Consider the following 19,135-nt stretch of genomic DNA (forward strand, 5'->3'; position numbering starts at 1 on the left):
CCGCGATTGAACCACCCGACATACCTTCCGCACACCTGATGATCTGGAGACTCAACACCATGCGCCGATTCGTTGCGCTCGTAATGGCGCTGATGGCCGCCCCGAGCTTCGCCCAGGAGCCGAAGAAGGACGAGAAGAACGAGTACCCGCCGATCCCGGTCATCGATCTGAAGCGGAAAGAGCCGGTCGAGTACGGAAAGGACATCGAGCCGATCTTCGAGAAGAAGTGCCTCGTGTGCCACTCCGGGACCGAGTTGCGCGGCAAGTACGACATGGGCACCCACGAGAAGGTGCTCAAAGGCGGGAAGCGCGGCATCGCGGTGGTGCCGGGCAAATCGGCCGAGAGCAACCTCTTTCTGTTCTGCGCACGGCAGAAACTACCGATGATGCCGCCGAAGACCGATGAGCCACTGAACTCGCAAGAGTTGTCGCTCATCAAATTGTGGATCGACGAGGGCGCGAAGGCCCCCACCACGATGAAAGTGAAGGAAAAGATCATCGTGAACCTGCCGGCGGCCCTGGTGAAGCCGGTCCGGGCACTCGCGGTTTCCCCGGACGGTAAGACCATCGCGGCGAGCCGCGGGAACCAGCTCCACATCTTCGCACTGAAAACGACCCCGGCCGACAAGAAGGGCGGCGCGGAGAAGAAGGAGTGGGAATACGCGAAGTCGTTCTTCGACCCGCAACTGAAAACCCCCGAAGGCAAACCCGCGAAGGCCGCGCACATCTCGCTCGTCGAGTCGATGGCCTTCTCCCCGGACGGGAAGACGCTCGCAACGGGCAGCTTCCAGGAACTGACTTTGTGGGACGTCGAGAAGGGCGAGCCGAAGCAGCGGGTCGCCGGGTTCGTGGACCGAGTGTGCGCGATCGGGTTCTCCGCGGACGGCAAGAAGTTCGTGACCGGTGGGGGCGCGCCGACCGAAGACGGCGAGATCAAAATTTTCGACGCGCCGACCGGCAAAGTGCTCTGGGAAATCAAAGCGGGGCACAGCGACACCGTGTTCGGCGTCGCGTTCAGCCCGGACGGGCAGTTGCTCGCCACGGGCGGGGCGGACAAGTTCGTGAAGGTGTTCGAGATGCCGCACGCGGGTTGGGGGTGGCCGTTCCCGCCCGGTCCCAAGGCGCCGCGGTTCGCCAAGTCCTTCGAGGGCCACACGCACCACGTGATGGGCATCGGCTGGACGCCGGACGGCAAGAAGATCGCGAGCTGCGGCGCGGACAACTTCGTGAAGGTGTGGGACTACGAGAAGGGCGAAAAGATCCGCGACATGCAGGGGCACCAGAAGCAGGTCACGTCGCTCGTCTTTGTGGGCAAGTCGGCACAGTTCGTAACGGGTAGCGGCGACGCGAGCGTCCGCATGTGGAACGCGGACAACGGCGGCAACGTCCGGTCGTTCCCGGGCGCGGCCGACTTCGTGTACGCGGTGAGCGCGAGCACGGACGGCACCGTGGTCGCGAGCGGGTGCGAGGACGGCGTGGTCCGCGTGTACAACGGCGCCAACGGCACGCTGATGAAGGCCGCGCTCCCGCCCGACGCCGAACCGAAGAAGAAGTAAAGACGTTGGGCACGAGGGGTGAGTCACCACCGTGCTGCACCACCCGCTCGTTGGCACTCGCGGTTCGCCCTGAGCCTCTTGGCGAACCGCGAGTGCCAACGAGCGGGTGGGATCTCCGCCATATCACAAGAACTCAACCGCCCTGTCCGCCAATCTGCCGATCGCTTGGACTTGACCCCGGCGCGTCCCCTCCGCTATCCGCCGGCCACACCCCGACCCGACGCACATACCCCGGAGCCGCCCCGACCCGCGGAGGTTGACCATGCGCGCGTGGAAGAAATCGCCGTTGTTGCTCCTGGCACTGCTCTGCGGGTGTACGTCCGGGTTCGACCGGGCCGCGCTACAAGAGCGCCTGAAGGACGGGTCCGTTCAGATGCCCGATTCGACCATCGCCGAGGCGCGCGGGCTGAAGCCGCAGCTCCGGTTCCCGTGCCGGATCGCGGTGTACCTCCAGCCCGAGGGCCACGACTGGCGCTGGACGCCGGAAGACAAGGCCGCGATGGAAGTGTGGGCCGAAGCGCTCCGCAAGGAAAAGATCGCGGCCGACGTGTTCCCGCTGCCCGAAATGCTCGCGGGCAAGGGTGACAAGGGTGATCTGAAGGAACTGCGACTGGCGGCGGCCAAGTGCGGGGCCGACGTACTGCTCGTGATCCGCGGCGCGGCCCAAACCGACAGCTACAAGAACTTCGCAGCGGTGTTCAACTTGACCCTTGTGGGCGGCTACGTCATCCCGGGGAGCCACAAAGACTCGTTGTTCATGCTAGAAGGCATCCTCCTCGATGTGGACAACGGCTACATCTACACCGGCGTGCAAGCCGAGGGCGTGGGGAAGATCGTGCGCCCGACGTTCGTGATCGAAGAGAAGGACGCCATCGCGCTGGCGAAAACGAAGGCCCTGGTCCAATTCGGCGACGAAGTGTTGAAGCGGATGCGCCGACTCGCCGCCAATCCTGTATTCGTCCCGGACGTCAAAGCACCCGTGGGGTCACCGCCCGCTTCGGTGCCGATTGCGGCAAACCCGGTCCGACCGGCGCCCGCCTCGGACGTGCCCGCGATCAAACCCACCCCGCGTCTCCTGCCCGGGGGCATCTTCGCAACGGGCGCGGACGCCCCTCCGCGGCGCGACCCGGTCAACAACGCGGGCGGCGTCATGACCGGGATCACCGCCCCGCGACCTAATCCATAGTGGAATCGTTCGCGGCACGATCCGGCTGGTACGGATCTCTTCCCTTCGGTTAACCACCCGCCGGCCCTGCCACCCGAATTGGTGGCAGCGCTCATTTGCTGCCCTCACGTTATCCCGATAGTTGTTACGCAGTGCGATGGCTTGGGAAGCCAATACAGGGGCGTGCGAGGTAGGCTCGGACGGCGTCCCGGATGATTGCGGTCTTGGCTTCAATCCAACTGATACCGGTTGCGAAGCAATGGGCCTCGAACCGCAGGAAGGCACGCAGGGCGAGCCCGATGTGGTTCCGCTGGGCTCGGGCGGTGCGGCACTGACACCTCTCGACGCCGGTGCATTGCTTGATGCCCCGGTGGTAGTGCTCGATGGCCCAGGAGAAGTCGGCGAATTGCAACCGCGTCAGGTCGCCCATCCCCAGGTCGTTGGTGGCCCAGTACACGGTGCCACCGTTTGGGGTGGCAATCCCGAATACCTTCACCAACCCGAACCCGGGCAACCACACCTCCGTGCCCGTGGCTGCAATGGCCGTGTCCGCTAGGGCTCGCGTGCCCCGACGGTCGAGGTTCACCAGCCGATTCGACTTGAGCCGGGTGAGCCACGTCCACCCGCAGTTGCGGATCAACTTCAGGTTCTCCAGGCTGCTATACCAGCCGTCGAACACCACGCACCGAGGGGCGAACCCCCGCGCGTAGGCGGTCCGAATCATGTCCCCGAAGTGATCGTTCTTGGTCCGAGCATCGGCCTTGTCGTACACGCGGTAGTCGCACGGGATGTGTCGGTCCCCATCGGTCCACAGCAGGGACACCAGGTTGATCCCCTGGACCACCGCGCGGTGCTTGCCGGACCAGTGTCGGGTGACCAATTCGATGGACCGGGCATACGGCTTGTCCAGGGTCGAGTCGTCCACGACGAGAACCCCGTCGTCCCGCCGGACCTGGGCTTGCGCGTCGGCCCAGAGGGTGTCGGGATCGGGTTCCAACCGGGTCAGCAGTCGGGTAAACGCGTCGTGGGCCGGTGGGTCCGGTTGTTCCGGTTGCACCCGCGCGGCCTCCGTTCCCGAGCACGCCTTCGGGGTCGCGATCAAGAACTCGATGTAGTCACGCGGAAACACCTTGGGCACGCTCATGACACGATCGTAGGCCCAACGAGCCGCTCGCGCAAGGACCAAAAACGCTGCACTGCGTAACACCTACCCGAATGACGCCGCTAACATTTCGGTGCCGGGCACGTTCTTTACCCCGCTCCACACGGCCGCGAAGTACGAGTCACCGGAACTGGTTGCCCTTCTGCTTGCGCACGGGGCACAACTTGGCGTCCGTGCCGCGGACGGGCGCACTCCCTTGGACGTGGCTGCGACCATCGAGCCCCAGTGGGATCGCGCGAGCTTCAGTGATGAGCCGGGGAAACTGACTCCCGCCCGTGTCTTGTGCATCATCCTGCTGCACTGTGCCGGTGCGCCGGCGGGCGCTCTGCCGCACAGATGAGGGGTATAATGCGCAGGTTGGTATGCTCGCCTTGCCCGGCGCGTTGGGGGGGGCTATCAGTAGCTTTACCGGCCCGCGATTGCCCCGCTCAGTGCCTCGCGCGCACCTCCGGAGTTTCTGATGTTCAGCGAGAACGGCGAGTACCTCGAAGAGCAATTCCACCGCTGGCAGCAAGACCCCAACTCCGTCGAACCGACCTGGCAGGGCTTCTTCGCGGGGATGCAGTTCGCCGGAAAACTCCCCGGTGGGGCCGCAACCACTGGAGCAGCAGCGAGTTCCGCGGACCTGCGGGTGCAAACCGGTGTGGTGCGGCTCGTGTTCTGGTACCGGCAGGCGGGGCACCTTCAAGCCGATACTGATCCGCTCGCGGCTCAATCACCTCCCCCGTGCCCGCTCCTCCAACTCGAAAGCTTCGGCCTCTCGGAAAGCGACCTCGACCGCGTCGTCGACGGCAGTATGTACTTCGGGCTGAACGGCCCGGTCAAGTTGCGCGACCTCATCGATACGCTGCGTGCCACCTACTGCGGCACCACCGGCATCGAGTACATGCACATCGATTCGCAAGAAATACGCCGGTGGATCGCGTCCCGGATCGAGCCGACGTGCAACCGGCCGATGCTCAAGTTGCGGCAAAAGTACCGCATCCTCATCACGCTGTACGAAGCCGAACTGTTCGAGAAGTTCCTGCACACCAAGTACGTCGGCCAGAAACGGTTCTCGCTCGAGGGCGGCGAAACGCTCATCCCGATCCTCGACGCGATCACCGAAAAAGGCCCGGCGCTCGGCGTCAAAGAGATCGTCATCGGGATGGCCCACCGGGGCCGGCTGAACGTTCTCGCGAACACGCTCAACAAGCCCTTCTCCGAAATCTTCAACGAGTTCGAGGACAACTACCTCCCGCTCTCCTCGCACGACGGCGACGGAGACGTGAAGTACCACCTCGGGTTCTCCGCCGACACCGAAACGGCCGACGGAGGGAAGGTTCACCTGTCCGTTGCGCCCAACCCCAGTCACCTGGAAATCGTCGGCCCGGTGGTCGAGGGCCGGGTGCGGGCCAAGCAGCGGCAGCACGGCGACAAGGAGCGCACCACCGGCGTGCCGGTGCTCATCCACGGCGACGCGGCGTTCGCGGGCCAGGGCGTCATCATGGAGACGTTCAACCTGATGAACCTCGCCGGGTACCGCACCGGCGGGACCATTCACATCGTGGTGAACAACCAGATCGGGTTCACCACGAACCCGCGCGACTCCCGCAGCACACAATACTGCACCGACATCGCGAAGTTCGTGCAGGCCCCGATCTTCCACGTCAACGCCGAAGACCCGGAAGCGTGCGTGGCCGCTGCGGAACTCGCGCTCGAGTTCCGCCAGCAGTTCAAGAAGGACGTGGTCATCGACCTGGTGTGCTACCGCCGGTGGGGGCACAACGAGGGCGACAACCCGGGCTACACACAGCCCCTCCAGGCAAAAGTCATCGCCAAGAAGCCGCCCATCTCCACCGTCTATTCGGCGCAACTGGCCGGGCGGCCCGACGACCCGAGCGTGACGCCGGAAGTCGTCGCGGACCTCGTCGGCGAGTTCGATAACAAGCTCGCCGAGGCGCTGCGCGACGCCGAAAGCATTGTCGCCGCGTACCGCAACGAGATGGAGGCCGCGCACAAGCAAGTGAAGGAGATGGTGAAGAAGGGCCAGACCAAGAAGCGTGGAATGGAGGGCTTTTCCGGGCGCTGGAAGGACTTCACCAATCGCTACTCGCACGACCCCGTTGCGACCGGCGTGAGCGACGCGACCCTGGACCGCATCGCCGCCGCGCTGGGCACGTTCCCGGACGGCTTCACGGTTCACCCGAACCTGCTCAAGACGCTCCAAACGCGCGGCGAGAACATCAAGAAGCGCGGCACGGTGGATTGGGGCACCGGTGAGGCGATCGCCCTCGGTTCGCTGGTGCTCGAAGGCACCCCGGTGCGACTCAGCGGTCAGGACAGCCGGCGCGGAACGTTCACGCAGCGGCACGCGGTCGTCGTTGATTACGAAACCGGCGCGGAACACTACCCGCTCGCGAACCTCGACTCGAAGCAGGCGCCCTTCGACGTGATCGACAGTTCCCTCTCCGAAGCGGCCGTGATGGGGTTCGATTTCGGGTACTCGCTCGACGCCCCGGAATCGCTGGTCATGTGGGAGGCGCAGTTCGGCGACTTCGCCAACGGCGCCCAGGTCATCATCGACCAGTTCATCACGTCGTGCGAATCGAAGTGGAACCGGTCCAGCGGGCTCGTGCTACTGCTCCCGCACGCTTACGAGGGCCAGGGGTCGGAGCACTCTTCCGCGCGCCTCGAACGGTTCCTCCAGATGTGCGCGGAGGACAACATTCAGGTCGCGTACCCGACCACGCCGTCGCAATACTTCCACCTGCTCCGCCGGCAAATGAAGCGGAAGTTCCGCAAGCCGCTCATCGTAATGACGCCGAAGAGCCTGTTGCGGCTCCCGGCCGCGGTGTCGCCGGTGAGCGAGTTCGCGACCGGGCAGCACTTCCGCGAAGTGCTCGACGACAAGTCCAACCCGGAACAGGTGACGCGCGTGTTGGTGTGCTCAGGGAAGGTGTACTACGACCTCGCGAAGAAGCGCGAGGAACTCGGCACGCAGGCGGTCGCGATCCTGCGCATCGAGCAACTGTACCCGTGGCCTGAACAGCAACTCGCCGCCGCGCTGGGGCGCTACCGGCGCGCCCGCGAGTTCGTGTGGGTCCAGGAAGAACCTCAGAACATGGGCGGGTGGACGTTCGTGGAACCGCGCCTGCGGGCGATGAACTTCCCCTTCGAGTACGTGGGCCGGGACGCCGGCGCCAGCCCCGCGACCGGTTCGCACCACGTCCACGAGCGCGAGCAAAAACTGCTCGTGGACGGCGCGTTCGCGCCGACGCCGTCGGGTCCGATCGGTCCGGGGTGGATCGGCTGGAACGCGGTGGAATCCAACGGGACGCACGGCGCGCCCACGGACACAGCGAAGGCGTAGCGAAGAGAAGAACCTAACCCCCGGCCCCCTTCCCTAAGAAGGAAGGGGGAGAAAGAGCCGAGGTGCCTTTCTCCCCCTTCCTTCTTAGGGAAGGGGGCCGGGGGTTAGGTGGTATCGTTTTCGTACCGGGGATGGTCATGGCGATCGAACAAGTGACGGTGCCGAAGGCCGGTGAGTCCATCACCGAGGCCACGCTAAACCGCTGGTTCGTGGCGGACGGGGCGTTCGTGAAGGCGGACGTGCCGCTCTTCGAGATGGGCACCGACAAGGCTTCGCAAGAAGTCGTTGCGCCGGTCGCTGGAGTGGTGAAGCACCTCGTGAAAGAGGGCGACACGGTCGCCATCGGTGCTACCGTCGCGCAAATCGACACCGACGCGAAGGCCCCGGCCGCCGCGCCCGCGTCCCAAGCGAGCGCTCCCAAGCCACAGGGAGCGGCCGCCCCCAGCGCGCCGAAGCAAGACGCGATTCCGTCGCCGGCCGCGGCCCGCGTGCTCGCAGAAGCCGGTGTGAAGCCGGGCGACGTGACCGGAACCGGTCCCGGCGGGCGCATTCTTAAGGAAGACGCGATCGCGGCTGCGTCGGCGCCCAAGGCGTCGCCCGCTGCGAACGGCGAGGCGAAGAAGCCCACAGTCGAAGCCCCACGGGTGCCGAGCCAACCGGGGACGCGCACCACCCGCGAGCCGATGTCGAAGATCCGCAAGACGATCGCGTCGCGGCTCCTCGACAGCCAGAACACTACCGCGACGCTGACGACGTTCAACGAAGCGGACATGACCGCGATTCAAGACTTGCGCGCGAAGTACAACGAGAAATTCGAGAAGAAACACGGAACGAAGATCGGCTTCATGTCGGTGTTCGTGAAGGCCGCGATCGAGGCGCTGAAGGCATTCCCACTCGTGAACGCTCGCCTCGATGGGAACGACATCGTTCACCAGCACTTCTACGACATCGGCGTCGCGGTCAGCACGGAGAAGGGGCTGATGGTGCCGGTGATCCGCGGCGCGGACCAGCTCGGCTTCGCGGACATCGAGAAGGCCATCGCCGTAGTCGCGAAGAAGGCCCGCGACGGCAAGGTCACGGTGCCCGAACTCGAAGGTGGCACGTTCACCATCACCAACGGCGGGATCTTCGGCTCGATGCTCAGCACGCCGATCCTGAACCCCCCGCAGTGCGCGATCCTCGGGATGCACAGCATTCAAAAGCGGCCCGTCGTGGTCAACGACCAGATCGTGATCCGGCCGATGATGTACCTCGCGCTCAGCTACGACCACCGGTTGATTGACGGCCGCGAGGCCGTGCAGTTTCTCGTGCGCATCAAGGAGTGCGTGGAGAACCCGGAACGCATTCTGTTTGAAATCTGATATTCACCGCAGAGGGCACGAGAGGGCGCGGAGAAAAGAACCGAGGAATCCAATCAGTTCTTCTCTCCGCGCCCTCTCGTGCCCTCTGCGGTGAATCCTTCTTGGAGACAACATGGCGGACAGTTACGACCTCGTGGTGATCGGCGGCGGACCGGGCGGGTACACGGCGGCGATTCGCGCGGCGCAACTCGGGTTGAAGGTGGCGTGCGTCGAGAAGCGACCGAACAAGGCGCTCGGCGGCGTGTGCCTCAACGTCGGGTGCATCCCGAGTAAGGCGCTGCTCGATTCGTCCGAGATGTACGAAGTCACGACGCACAAGCTCGCGCGCCACGGCATCAAGGTCGGCAGCGTCGCGCTCGACCTCGACACCATGCTCAAGCGCAAGGACAAGGTCGTCAGCGAGCTCACCGGCGGCGTCGGGTTCCTGTTCAAGAAATACGGCGTGACGCCGGTCTTCGGCTCCGCCAAATTGCTCACGGGGAAGCAGGTCGAGGTGACCGCCGCGGACGGCGCGAAGGGCGTGCTGGAAGCGAAGAACGTGCTGCTCGCGACCGGCAGCGAGAGTACCGAACTACCGTTCATGAAGTTCGACGGGAAGTACATCGTCAGCTCGACCGAAGCGCTCAACTTCAACCCAGTGCCCAAACACCTCATCGTCGTGGGCGGTGGGTACATCGGTCTGGAACTGAGTTCCGTTTGGAAGCGGCTCGGCGCGAAAGTGACGGTGATCGAGTTCCTACCTCGCATCCTTGCAATCAGTGACGGCGAAGTCGCCAATGAAGTTCACAAGCTGCTCGTGAAGCAGGGATTCGAGTTCCACCTCGATACGAAGGTGACCGGCGCCACAGTGAAGGGCGACTCGGTTACCGTGACCGCCCAGACGAAGGATGGCAAAGAACTGAGCATCCAGGGCGACCGCGTGCTCGTGGCGGTAGGCCGGCGCCCGTACACCGCAGGGCTCGGACTGGACAACGTCGGGGTGAAATACGACCCGAAGAGCGGCCGCGTCGAGGTGGACGGGCACTTCCAGACCTCGGTGCCCGGCATTTTCGCAATCGGTGACCTGATTACGGGTCCGATGCTCGCGCATAAGGCGAGCGAAGAGGGCGTCGTGTTCGCGGAAACGCTCGCGGGCATGAAGCCGCACGTCAACTACGACGCGATTCCGAGCGTCATCTACATTTGGCCCGAAGTCGCGAGCGTAGGCCTCACCGAAGAGCAAGTCAAAGAGAAGGGGATCGAGTACCGCACAGGTAAGTTCAAGTTCAGCGCGACCGGGCGCGCGAAAGCGATGGACGAACAGGACGGTTTCGTGAAGGTGCTCGCCGATGCGAAAACCGATCGCGTGCTGGGCGTTCACATTCTCGGCCCGCGTGCGTCCGATCTGATTGCGGAGTGCGTGACGATCATGGAGTATAAGGGCAGTGCCGAGGACATCGCCCGTTGCACGCACGCGCACCCGACGCTGAGCGAGGCCGTCGGTGAAGCCGCACGCATGGCCTGGGCCGGGAAGCCACTGAACTCGTGAGGGTGAGGCGATGACGGAGGAAGAGTGGCTGTCCGCGAAGAACCCGCTCGACCTGCTGATGTACGCGAAGCGCACCACCCCGACACTGCGCGGGCAAGCGGGGCGGCGCAAATTCCGGCTGTTCGCGGTCGGGTGCATCCGCCGCGTTTGGCCGGCCCTCCGTCAGGTCGCCCAACGCAGTGCCGTCGAGGTCGCGGAGCAGTTCGCCGACGGGGACGGAACCCCGACCGATTTGTGGAACGCCTGGACGAAGGCCGGGCAGTCGTTTCCCGGAACGGAAAACAAGCCACTAATGAACGCGCTGTTCTGCGTCTGTAACAACGAGACGTGGGAGGCCGTGAAGGTTTGGCGATTGACGTCCGGGGCCGAGTTCAACGCGGTCCGCCAAAACTCACCGGCCGAAGAGAAACAACAACTCGCCGATCTCACCCGCGACATCTTCGGCAATCCGTTTCGCACGGTAGCGTTCGATCCCGCGTGGCGCACCTCGGACGTCGTCGCGTTGGCCGAAGGTATCTACGCCGATCACGCCTTCGACCGGATGCCGATTTTGGCCGACGCGCTCCAGGACGCTGGCTGCGACAATGCCAACGTGCTAATGCACTGCCGCGAAGGTAGCGTTCACGCACGCGGGTGTTGGGTGGTTGACCTCATTCTGGGTAAGGTGTAGCTCACGAGCCTCGAACATGCGCCCGAGCGAAGTCTTCACGTTCTGCCCGCGCTGCGCTGCGCCGCGAGCGCCCGAGAACGTCGGGCAGTCGCCGTTACGGTGTGCGGCGTGCCAGTTTACGTTCTACTTTAACCCTACGGTTGCCGCGGCCGCGTTCGTGAGCCGGCCCGACGGGCGCGCGCTGTTCATTCGCCGCGCACACGACCCGGCCGCGGGGAAACTCGGTATCCCCGGCGGGTTCATCGACTTCGGCGAAACGGCGGAAGAGGGATTGCGGCGCGAGATCCGCGAAGAGGTCGGGTTGGCCGTTGAGAACGTGCGGTTCCTGATGTCGTTCCCGAACATGTACTTGTACCGCGACGTAACGTACCCGGTGGTCGATCTGGTGTTCACGGCCAGCGCATTGGCCCCGGACACGGCGGCCGCACTCGACGGCGTGGCCGGGATCGAATGGCGGTTCCCGCGCGACGTGGCCGACGACGAACTCGCGTTCGATTCCATGCGCGTCTCGATTGCCGCGGTCCGGGCCGGAGCGGGCGGTTGATTTTCTATCGGCTGGCATCCGGGTACGCGGTTGGGTAGGATAGTTTTAAGAACTGTCATCTCTGTCACCGTTCGCCGAGTTCAGCCGGTTTCGCCGCGGGAGTGCCGAATGTCCGTGTCGTACACGTGTACCCATTGCGGGGTGACGCTCAAGACGCCCAAGCGCGTGCAGGTCGGGAAGGCCGTTCCGTGCCCCAAGTGCGGCCAGACATTCGTCCCGGAACCGGAGGAGGATGCGTCCTCGGCCGGCGCCGGCGTTCTCAAATTGGCCGCCGAACCGAAGAAGCCCGCCCCGCCACCCGCGCCCGCCAAGAAGCCGTTTGAAGACGATGACGACGAGGACGCGGCCTCGGTCAAGAGGGGCTACGGCGTTATCGGGGAGACACAGGAAGAAAAGGACAAGGCCGAGGAGAACAAGCCGAAGTTCACCGAGGTGCAGGACAAGTTCAAGAAGAGCGCGCGCGGCCCGGCGATGTCGCTCCTGGTCATGCCCAGCAACCTGCTCACGCTCGAAGGGCTCATCACGGGCGTCGCCGGGCTCGGCATGTTCATGTACGGCGTGTGGCCCCTGATCTTCAACGATGCCCCGCCCGGTGAAGAAGAGACCGAAGAAGCCATTGTCTACATGATGCTCGGCGTCGTGACCCTGTTCTGGGGCGCAATGGTGTGCTTCTGCGCCAGCCAGATGCAGGAACTCGCGTCGTACCCGTGGGCGATGGTCGGGGCCATCATGGGCATCGTCCCGCTCCTCATCGGCATCTACGGCATCGTCATGCTCCAGAACCCGAAGGTGAAAGCGGGCTTCGAGGAGATCGAGGGCGGGGTCGATGACGACGAGGATGAAGGCGGGGGCGATGATGAGGACGAGGATGATGACGACGAGGATGATGACGACGAGGATGAAAAAGCGAAACGCGGAAAGAAGGCGGGCAAGGAGAAGGCCCGGAACCGGTGAGTGAGGCGGGTAAAAGGCTAACAAAGAAGGCGAACGGAGGCGACGGCGAGGAATGACGATTACCGACTCGACCGATGCGGAGTTACTCGCCCGGTTCCGGGCGGGCGACTCGGCCGCACTGGAACCGCTGTTCGCGCGCTACGAGGAGCCGGTGTTCCGGTTCCTGTTCGGTGTACTCAAGGACCACCACGGGGCCGAGGACGCGCTGCAAGAAACCTTCGTCCAGGCGCTCCGCAAGGCCGATAGCGTTGCCGCGGACACGTTCCGCGGGTGGCTGTTCACGGTCGCGTACCGCCAGGCGATGCTGCTGAAGCGCAAGACGAAGCGCCTGCCCGCGCAGGCCGACGACTTCGCTCTTCTGGGGTTAATCGGGGACGAACCGGCGGACCTGCGGGCGGGCGCGACGGACGACGCCCGCCAGGTGCGCGAGTTGCTCGATCTGCTGCCCGAACCACAGCGCGCCGTGATCTCCGCGCGCGTGTTCGACGGTAAAACGTTCCGCGAGGTCGCGGCCGCGCTGGGGTGCCCGCTCAACACCGCGCTGGCCCGGATGCACGACGGCCTGAAAAAACTCCGTCAGTTGTGGGAGGCCCGCCATGCCTGAGCCGACCCTCCAGACGACCGCGCTCCGCTACGCGGCCGGCGATCTGAACCCGAACGAGTCCGCCGCGTTCGAGGCGCAGCTCGCGGACGACCAGGACGCGCGCGACGCGCTGTCCGAGGCCGTGCGCCTCTCGGCGGCCGCGATCGGCCAGAAGCCGCCGACCCCGAACCCGTCCTTTCGGGCGATCCTCCGCGCGCGCCTGAACTGGGACCACTCCCGCGGGCACCCGCTCGCGTGGGCCGCTACGGGCGCCGCTGTGGTCGCGGCCTGCACGTTCATCGGACTGGCACTGGCCGACAGCACCGAGCCGGTGGCGGGCGCGCCCGCGAACGTCGCTCCGGTGCCCCCGACCGAAGAGGCCCCGAACCCGCGCAGCGCAGAGGGCGCGGAGAGCGCGGCCGCCCCGGAGCAACACGAACAGAGCGCCCAGGGGATCATGGAGCACCTCGCTTCTTCCCCGTGTGTCGGGACCGATGCGTCCCGGAGCGTCGCCGAAATATGGGCCGACCTGAGCACGCACGACCAGGTCGAGAAGGTGCGCGACGACGAGCAGCGCTGGCGCCAGAAGATGCACAACCTCTCGCACCCGCACCACGTATCGGCCGCGAGCCGGGCCGACAGTCCGTGACCGAACGCGCTCCCGTTTCGTACCCGTCCGCGCTGCCGGCCCGATCCCGTCTGGGGAAAATGAGGGTACCAATGTCGAGGACGGCCTTCGTTCGCGCCACCGCTGTTGCGGTGCTCGCACTGTTCCCGTGCGCCGCGCACGCCGACCCGCTCCCCCGATTCACCGAGGAGCGCGAGGCCGCTGCGCTCCACTTCGTTCGGAAACACTGCCCGGACCTCGTTCCACTGCTCGACGACCTGAAAAAATCCGCGCGCCCGGCCTACGAGCTCCAGATCCGCGAAACGTTCCAGGTCACGGAACTGCTCGCGGACATTCAGGACGACCCCAAGCGGCACGATTTGGAACTGAAGATGTGGAAGGCCGAGAACCAGGCGCTCGTGCTGGTGGCGAAACTCGCGACGCCGAAGGAGGATTCGCGCAAGATGGTCGAGGAGCAGCTCCAAGTGCTCGCGCGGGAACTCGTCGAACTCGAGCTGCAATCGCTGGAGCACCGCACCGAGGTGCTGCGCACCGAGCTGGCGGCCGCGAAAGACGACCTCGCGAAGTTCCGCGACAACTTCGACCGCCACACAAAGGACCGCTTTGAGGCGCTGTTGGAGAGGGCCAAAAAGAAGAAACCGTAGGGTGCAGATGGTGAACCGGTGAGCGAAACGCCCCGTTCGCGCGCGGGTTGCGCCGTCCACTTCGTGCGCTGCGCATCTACAATGCCAGAATGAAGCACATTAACGAACTGTTCTCAACGGTCGCCCACCGCGTTAAACCGCCGGTTCTCATCGCGCTCGGTCCCCCGTGGCCGGTCGCCAATCTCGTGAAGGCGCTCGGGCTGCCCGAAACCGAAGTCACCTGCGCGCAATTCGACCTGCACCAAACGGACCGCGTGCGCGAAACGCTCGCGGAGATCGACGCGAAGGCCGAGGTCGTCACGGTCCCCGATTTGTGGGACTTGCCCCCGAAGTTCAACACCGTCATCTTCCCCGCGTCCGCACACGCGGACCGCGAACTGAAACTCGACGTCGTCGAGCAGGGGTACCACGTTCTCGCGCCCGACGGGTTGTTCCTCACGCTCTCCGAGTACGAGAGGGACAGCCAGTTCGCGAAGCTCCATAAGAAAATCTTCGGCAAGTGCGGCGAGACCCCGTCGAGCGAAAACGGCATGGCGTTCTTCAGTACGAAGACGGACTCGTCGGACGCGCGCCGGCGGCACGAGGTCACGTACCACGCGAAGATCGGCGAGGGGGAACCGATGGAGTTCGTGTCGCGGCCGGGGACGTTCAGTTACGGGCGCTTCGACGCGGGCTCGCGGGCGATGCTCGAAGTGGTCGAAATCAAGGAGCGCGACGGCATTCTGGACCTCGGGTGCGGCAACGGCGCGGTCGGGTGCCTGGCCGGGGCGATGACCGGACCGAAGGGGCGCGTGACGTTCATCGATAGCAGCCTGCGGGCCGTTGCGCTCGCGGAACTGAACGCGAAGGCCAACAACATCACCAACGCGCGGTTCGTGACCGCGACGCGGTTAGAGGGGCTGGAAGAGCGCGCGTTCGATGTGATCCTGGCGAACCCGCCGTACTACGCGAAGTCGGAAATCACGCGGCTGTTCATTGAAGGCGCCCGCGAGCTCTTGAGGCCACACGGCCGGTACTACATCGTGACGAAGATGCCGACCGCTGTGGTTCCGCTCATCTTTGACACCTTCGGGGACTGCTCGGTGATCGAGAACCGCGGGTACTCCGTGGTCATTTCGGGCATGTGATTGTGGCGCAACGTAGGGTGGGCCTGCACAAAGTCTTGACCCACCCTATGTTACACAAATCATCCCAGTGCCGCGCGTAGTTCGCTCACCAACTGTTTCACGTCGGCGAGCGCCTTCGTGCGATCGGTCGCGGCGGCTTCCAGTTTCTTCACCACGGCGCTGCCGACAATCACCCCGTCGGCGATTTCCTTGAGCTCGCGGACCTGCTCGGGCCGGCTCACCCCGAACCCGACGCACAGCGGAAGGTCGGTCATCGTGCGCAGGCGACCGAGTTGTTCGCGCAGTGCGGTCGGCAGTGCCTCGCGCGCACCGGTAATGCCCACGACACTCACCACGTACACGAACCCGCCGCACGCCTTCACCACTTTTTCGGCCCGTTGCGGCGATGTGGTCGGCGTGACCAAAAGAACGAGCTTGAAGTCCTGATCCGCTGCCAGCTTCGATAACTCGGCCGCTTCCTCAACGGGCAAATCCGGCACCACGGCCCCGCTCACCCCGGCAGCCTTCGCCGCGTCGATGAACGCGGTCGGCCCCATCTTGAACATCAGCGAGTACGACGCCATCGCGACGAGCGGCGCGCTCCACGCGGGCCGGGCCGTTGTGTCACGGAGCGCGGCGAAGACGTCCGCGAGCTTCAGTTTTTTGTTCAGCGCGCGGGTGTAGGAGGCCTGAATCACGGGGCCGTCGGCGATCGGGTCGGAGAACGGGAAGCCGATCTCCATGAGATCCGCGCCCGCGTCGGCCACGGTGGGGAGCAATTCGCGCGTGAAGGCGATGTCCGGGTCACCGGCGGTCACGAACGGCATGAACGCGGCGCGCTTCGCGGCGCGCAACCGCTGGAAGAGGCTGTCGATTGGGTTCATGTGGGTGTTTTACACGCGCCCGGCGGATTTTCTGCACGCGCGGGACGGTTTCCGGACAGTATGGGGGCATGAACCGGGTCTTGATGATTCTCCGCGAGCAGCGCACGGACGCCGCGACCGACCGGCACCTGCTCGACTGCTTCCTGACCGCACGCGACGAAGCCGCGTTCGCGGAACTCGTGCGCCGGTACGGACCGGTCGTGTGGGGCGCGTGCCGCCGGGCGCTCGTCAACACACAGGACGCAGAAGATGCGTTCCAGGCAACGTTCCTCGTCCTGCTCCGTCGGGCCACGGGATTGCACGACGATGTGCCGCTCGGTCCGTGGTTGTATCGGGTCGCGCTGATGACGGCCCGAAACGTGAGCCGCTCCAACCGGCGCCGGACCGCCGTCACCGGGCCAATGGAGCACGAGATCCCGGCGCCCGGGACAGCAGCGACCGAGGAAAAACTCGATCTCGACGCGGCGCTGCTCGCACTGCCGGAGCGGTACCGCGTGCCGGTGGTGCTGTGCCACTTGCAGGGTCTGACCCGACGCGAAGCAGCCGAGCGCCTCGGCTGCCCCGAGGGTACGCTCTCTGCGCGACTCAACCGCGCGTTCCAGCACCTGCGGGCGCGTCTGGGCAATGGTGCCCCGGCCGCACTGGTGGGTGCGGCGGTTACGCTCCCGACCGGGCTGGCGTCCGCAACTGTTCGATCCGCAATGGTTTATTCGACTTCGACTCTGGCCGTAACCGGCGTGTCGCCGGCGGTGGCCGGACTAATCGATGGAGTGCTTCGCATGTTCTGGATGAAGAAAGTGTTGACCGCGACTGTGGTCGCTGTACTCGTCGTCGGCACGGGCGTGCTGGGGTTCGGCCTGGCGGGGCGCTCGGAGAGCGTCGCCCAAGCCACCGAACCACTCGGCCTGGCCGTATCGGGCGCAGCGCCCGAAGAGCCGGACGCCGTGAAACGACTCGAAAAGCGGCTGGCGGATCTGGAAAAGCAGAAGCAACTCCTGGATACCACGCTCGAAGACCTGAAAGCCGAGAAGCAAAAGCTCGAAGACTCGAAGCGAGAAAAGGCCGCGGCCGACGCTGCGGCCGAGTTGGGGAAGGACCTCGCGGTCGTGGTCGGCGACGCGGGGCAATCGGCGTACACCGTCCGCGAGGTGGTCAACGAGCGGATCGCCGAGGTCACCTGTTCCAACTTGGACATTCTCACCAGATACCTGAGCCGAGCGTTCAACGACCCGAAGGGGCCGAAGAAGCTCCGCATCATCGCGTGCAAGGACCATTCGCTCGATCACGTTCGCCCCGTGCTCGCGGCGTGTGCGGCGGCCGGGTACACGAAAGCGGCGTTCAGTCACACCGATCGGTTGCTCCTTATTTCCAGGGTGGTTACTGTGTTGCACGACACCCATACGAAGTACACCGTGAAACTGTTCCAACCGCTGCCCCAACCGGGCGAACTCGACCTGCGGAAGTTCGCGGAGCCGAAAAAGTAACCGCGCCCGCGGTCACAGGTACTTGATGCACAGCACGCCGGTCACCACGAGCAGCGCCCCGAGGACGCGGCCCGCGGTGACCGGTTGCTCTTTGAGCCCCATGAGCGCGAAGTGATCGAGTACCAGCGAGCAGAGCAGTTGCCCGCCGACGACCAGCGCGATGAAAAGCGCGGCGCCCAACCGCGACGTGAGCGCGGCCCCGGCGAGCACGATGAGCGCGCCGAGCGGCCCGCCGATCCAGTTCCACCACGGCGTTTCGCGCAGCACTGCGGTGCTGGGCATCGGCGGCCGGAGGATCAGCATCGCGAGGGTCGCGGTGATGATGGTTCCGCAAATGGAGAGGAACGCCGCGAACATCGGGTTGTCGCCGATGTTCTGCCGGAACTTGCCGTTGGCGGAGGCTTGTAGCGCAATGCACGCGCCGGCGCCCACCGCCAGCAGCGCGAAGATCGTGGTGTGCATGGAGAGCGTTGTAGTGACCGGCTCTTGTGACGGTTCGTGCAGCGGGGTAACATGAACGGGGCCGATTGTTGCCGGAGACCGCCGTGAACCCGGAACCCGCGCGGAAGCTACCCATCCTACGGCTCGCGGTGTTATGCGAAGATGTCGAGGAGGACGGTACCGAACGACCGGCCATCATCCGGTTCCCGGTCCACACACTCCGGTTTCCACCCGGCACGTCTCGGAACTACCGGCCGCCAGTGTTGACTCTTTACGTTCAACTTCAGGGCGATCTCGGCTTATTTTTCTTCCGCGTTGTTCTGCGTCTCGTTGGGGGCGCGCGTGAGGTGACGATTGCTCACTTCGATGACGACCTCGACGCAGCAGACGAAGTGTTCCCGCTCGAACGGACAATCGCGCTCAACCGGCTTGTGTTTCCAGCACCAGACGTGTACGAATTGCTCGTCTATGCGAACGCCGCAAATTTGCACGAACCGAACGATCACATTCAGATTCCGTTTCCCCCGATCCGCGTAGCTGTTTTGCCGGCCGATGGGACCGCGGGAGGTGCCGTATGAGTAGCTCGGATCGACAACCGAAGTTGATTCACGTTCGGCGCCCACTGAAGAGGATCACAGTGAACATGGAGCCGACCGTCCCGCTCGACGGCCCGGTTACCGAAGGGCCGCTCATCCGCGTCGGACACCCGCTGAAGCGCGGCACGTTGAGCTTTGAACCTGTTCCACAAGTTGTCACTATTCTTGAACTGCCGTTGATCGGCGGAGAGAAGGGTGAACACGCACTGGCCGTGCTGCACTCGATCGTCCAGAAAGTGAACGAGATCGAAGCCCTCCGCGGGCGCGCGGGTGTGTGGGTGGACGGTGTGCGTTCCGGTGTGCGCGAAGGCAAGGTCGAAATCGTCCTCGCACCGAACGACCCGACTCATGCGGTCGAAACGTGCAAACGGGTAGCGGACTATCTCTTCGCGGCGGCGCGCCAGACCCCTGGTGTTGTCGTGAAGGTGTTTGCCGCGGACCAGCCCGAAACGCCCGTGTACGAACTCGCGGCCTGAG

At 64.9% G+C, this 19,135-nt stretch carries 19 protein-coding genes; 16 read left to right on the forward strand and 3 right to left on the reverse strand.

Going from position 1 to position 19,135, the window contains the following annotated elements; all coding sequences use genetic code 11:
* Window positions 1-59 precede the first annotated feature (59 nt).
* Together J8F10_RS25055 and J8F10_RS25060 are read left to right on the forward strand one after the other, a co-directional pair.
* A complete protein-coding gene (locus J8F10_RS25055; protein ID WP_210658597.1) occupies window positions 60-1,556 on the forward strand; it encodes a WD40 domain-containing protein in 1,497 nt (498 codons plus the stop codon).
* 262 nt (window positions 1,557-1,818) lie between these two features.
* Window positions 1,819-2,742, forward strand: a complete 924-nt coding sequence (locus J8F10_RS25060; RefSeq protein WP_210658599.1) for a hypothetical protein — start codon at window positions 1,819-1,821, stop codon at window positions 2,740-2,742.
* 124 nt (window positions 2,743-2,866) lie between these two features.
* Here the strand turns inward: J8F10_RS25060 and J8F10_RS25065 are convergent, their stop codons facing one another.
* Window positions 2,867-3,865 (reverse strand): IS701 family transposase, encoded by a 999-nt coding sequence (locus J8F10_RS25065; RefSeq protein ID WP_210658601.1) that lies wholly within the window; start codon window positions 3,863-3,865, stop codon window positions 2,867-2,869.
* 91 nt (window positions 3,866-3,956) lie between these two features.
* Between J8F10_RS25065 and J8F10_RS40945 the strand changes: the two genes are divergently transcribed.
* The 11 genes from J8F10_RS40945 (at window position 3,957) to J8F10_RS25120 (ending at window position 15,274) form a co-directional block, all read left to right on the forward strand.
* Complete coding sequence (locus J8F10_RS40945; RefSeq protein WP_210658603.1) at window positions 3,957-4,223, forward strand: ankyrin repeat domain-containing protein; 267 nt, start codon at window positions 3,957-3,959, stop codon at window positions 4,221-4,223.
* A gap of 120 nt (window positions 4,224-4,343) precedes the next feature.
* On the forward strand, window positions 4,344-7,235 hold the full coding sequence (locus J8F10_RS25075) for a 2-oxoglutarate dehydrogenase E1 component (RefSeq protein ID WP_210658605.1): 2,892 nt from the start codon (window positions 4,344-4,346) through the stop codon (window positions 7,233-7,235).
* A gap of 137 nt (window positions 7,236-7,372) precedes the next feature.
* The gene (odhB, locus tag J8F10_RS25080; RefSeq protein WP_210658607.1) at window positions 7,373-8,596 is read left to right on the forward strand and encodes a 2-oxoglutarate dehydrogenase complex dihydrolipoyllysine-residue succinyltransferase; all 1,224 of its coding nucleotides are present in this window, start codon (window positions 7,373-7,375) and stop codon (window positions 8,594-8,596) included.
* A 112-nt stretch (window positions 8,597-8,708) separates the two neighbouring features.
* The gene (gene lpdA / locus J8F10_RS25085; protein WP_210658609.1) at window positions 8,709-10,124 is read left to right on the forward strand and encodes a dihydrolipoyl dehydrogenase; all 1,416 of its coding nucleotides are present in this window, start codon (window positions 8,709-8,711) and stop codon (window positions 10,122-10,124) included.
* 10 nt (window positions 10,125-10,134) lie between these two features.
* Window positions 10,135-10,794, forward strand: a complete 660-nt coding sequence (locus J8F10_RS39240; protein WP_246523564.1) for a hypothetical protein — start codon at window positions 10,135-10,137, stop codon at window positions 10,792-10,794.
* A gap of 16 nt (window positions 10,795-10,810) precedes the next feature.
* Window positions 10,811-11,338 (forward strand): NUDIX hydrolase, encoded by a 528-nt coding sequence (locus J8F10_RS25095; protein WP_210658611.1) that lies wholly within the window; start codon window positions 10,811-10,813, stop codon window positions 11,336-11,338.
* Between the two features lie 108 nt (window positions 11,339-11,446).
* A complete protein-coding gene (locus J8F10_RS25100; RefSeq protein WP_210658613.1) occupies window positions 11,447-12,292 on the forward strand; it encodes a hypothetical protein in 846 nt (281 codons plus the stop codon).
* Between the two features lie 52 nt (window positions 12,293-12,344).
* On the forward strand, window positions 12,345-12,896 hold the full coding sequence (locus tag J8F10_RS25105; protein ID WP_210658614.1) for an RNA polymerase sigma factor: 552 nt from the start codon (window positions 12,345-12,347) through the stop codon (window positions 12,894-12,896).
* Entirely contained in the window at window positions 12,889-13,524 is a 636-nt protein-coding gene (locus J8F10_RS25110) for a hypothetical protein (protein WP_210658616.1), read from the forward strand. Before J8F10_RS25105 ends, J8F10_RS25110 begins: the two co-directional genes overlap by 8 nt.
* Before the next feature lie 71 nt (window positions 13,525-13,595).
* On the forward strand, window positions 13,596-14,147 hold the full coding sequence (locus tag J8F10_RS25115) for a hypothetical protein (protein WP_210658617.1): 552 nt from the start codon (window positions 13,596-13,598) through the stop codon (window positions 14,145-14,147).
* 89 nt (window positions 14,148-14,236) lie between these two features.
* The gene (locus J8F10_RS25120) at window positions 14,237-15,274 is read left to right on the forward strand and encodes a class I SAM-dependent methyltransferase (RefSeq protein WP_210658619.1); all 1,038 of its coding nucleotides are present in this window, start codon (window positions 14,237-14,239) and stop codon (window positions 15,272-15,274) included.
* A gap of 59 nt (window positions 15,275-15,333) precedes the next feature.
* Here J8F10_RS25120 and trpA read toward each other — a convergent pair whose 3' ends face one another.
* A complete protein-coding gene (gene trpA, locus J8F10_RS25125; RefSeq protein ID WP_210658621.1) occupies window positions 15,334-16,137 on the reverse strand; it encodes a tryptophan synthase subunit alpha in 804 nt (267 codons plus the stop codon).
* Between the two features lie 68 nt (window positions 16,138-16,205).
* Between trpA and J8F10_RS25130 the strand changes: the two genes are divergently transcribed.
* Window positions 16,206-17,621, forward strand: a complete 1,416-nt coding sequence (locus tag J8F10_RS25130) for an RNA polymerase sigma factor (RefSeq protein WP_210658624.1) — start codon at window positions 16,206-16,208, stop codon at window positions 17,619-17,621.
* 12 nt (window positions 17,622-17,633) lie between these two features.
* Here the strand turns inward: J8F10_RS25130 and J8F10_RS25135 are convergent, their stop codons facing one another.
* A complete protein-coding gene (locus J8F10_RS25135; protein WP_210658626.1) occupies window positions 17,634-18,083 on the reverse strand; it encodes a DMT family transporter in 450 nt (149 codons plus the stop codon).
* A gap of 83 nt (window positions 18,084-18,166) precedes the next feature.
* Here J8F10_RS25135 and J8F10_RS25140 point away from each other — a divergent pair, with 83 nt between their 5' ends.
* Together J8F10_RS25140 and J8F10_RS25145 are read left to right on the forward strand one after the other, a co-directional pair.
* Window positions 18,167-18,640, forward strand: a complete 474-nt coding sequence (locus J8F10_RS25140) for a hypothetical protein (protein WP_210658628.1) — start codon at window positions 18,167-18,169, stop codon at window positions 18,638-18,640.
* Complete coding sequence (locus J8F10_RS25145; RefSeq protein ID WP_210658630.1) at window positions 18,637-19,134, forward strand: hypothetical protein; 498 nt, start codon at window positions 18,637-18,639, stop codon at window positions 19,132-19,134. Before J8F10_RS25140 ends, J8F10_RS25145 begins: the two co-directional genes overlap by 4 nt.
* Window position 19,135 lies beyond the last annotated feature (1 nt).

Source organism: Gemmata palustris (genome assembly GCF_017939745.1).
Classification (GTDB): Bacteria; Planctomycetota; Planctomycetia; order Gemmatales; family Gemmataceae; genus Gemmata; species Gemmata palustris.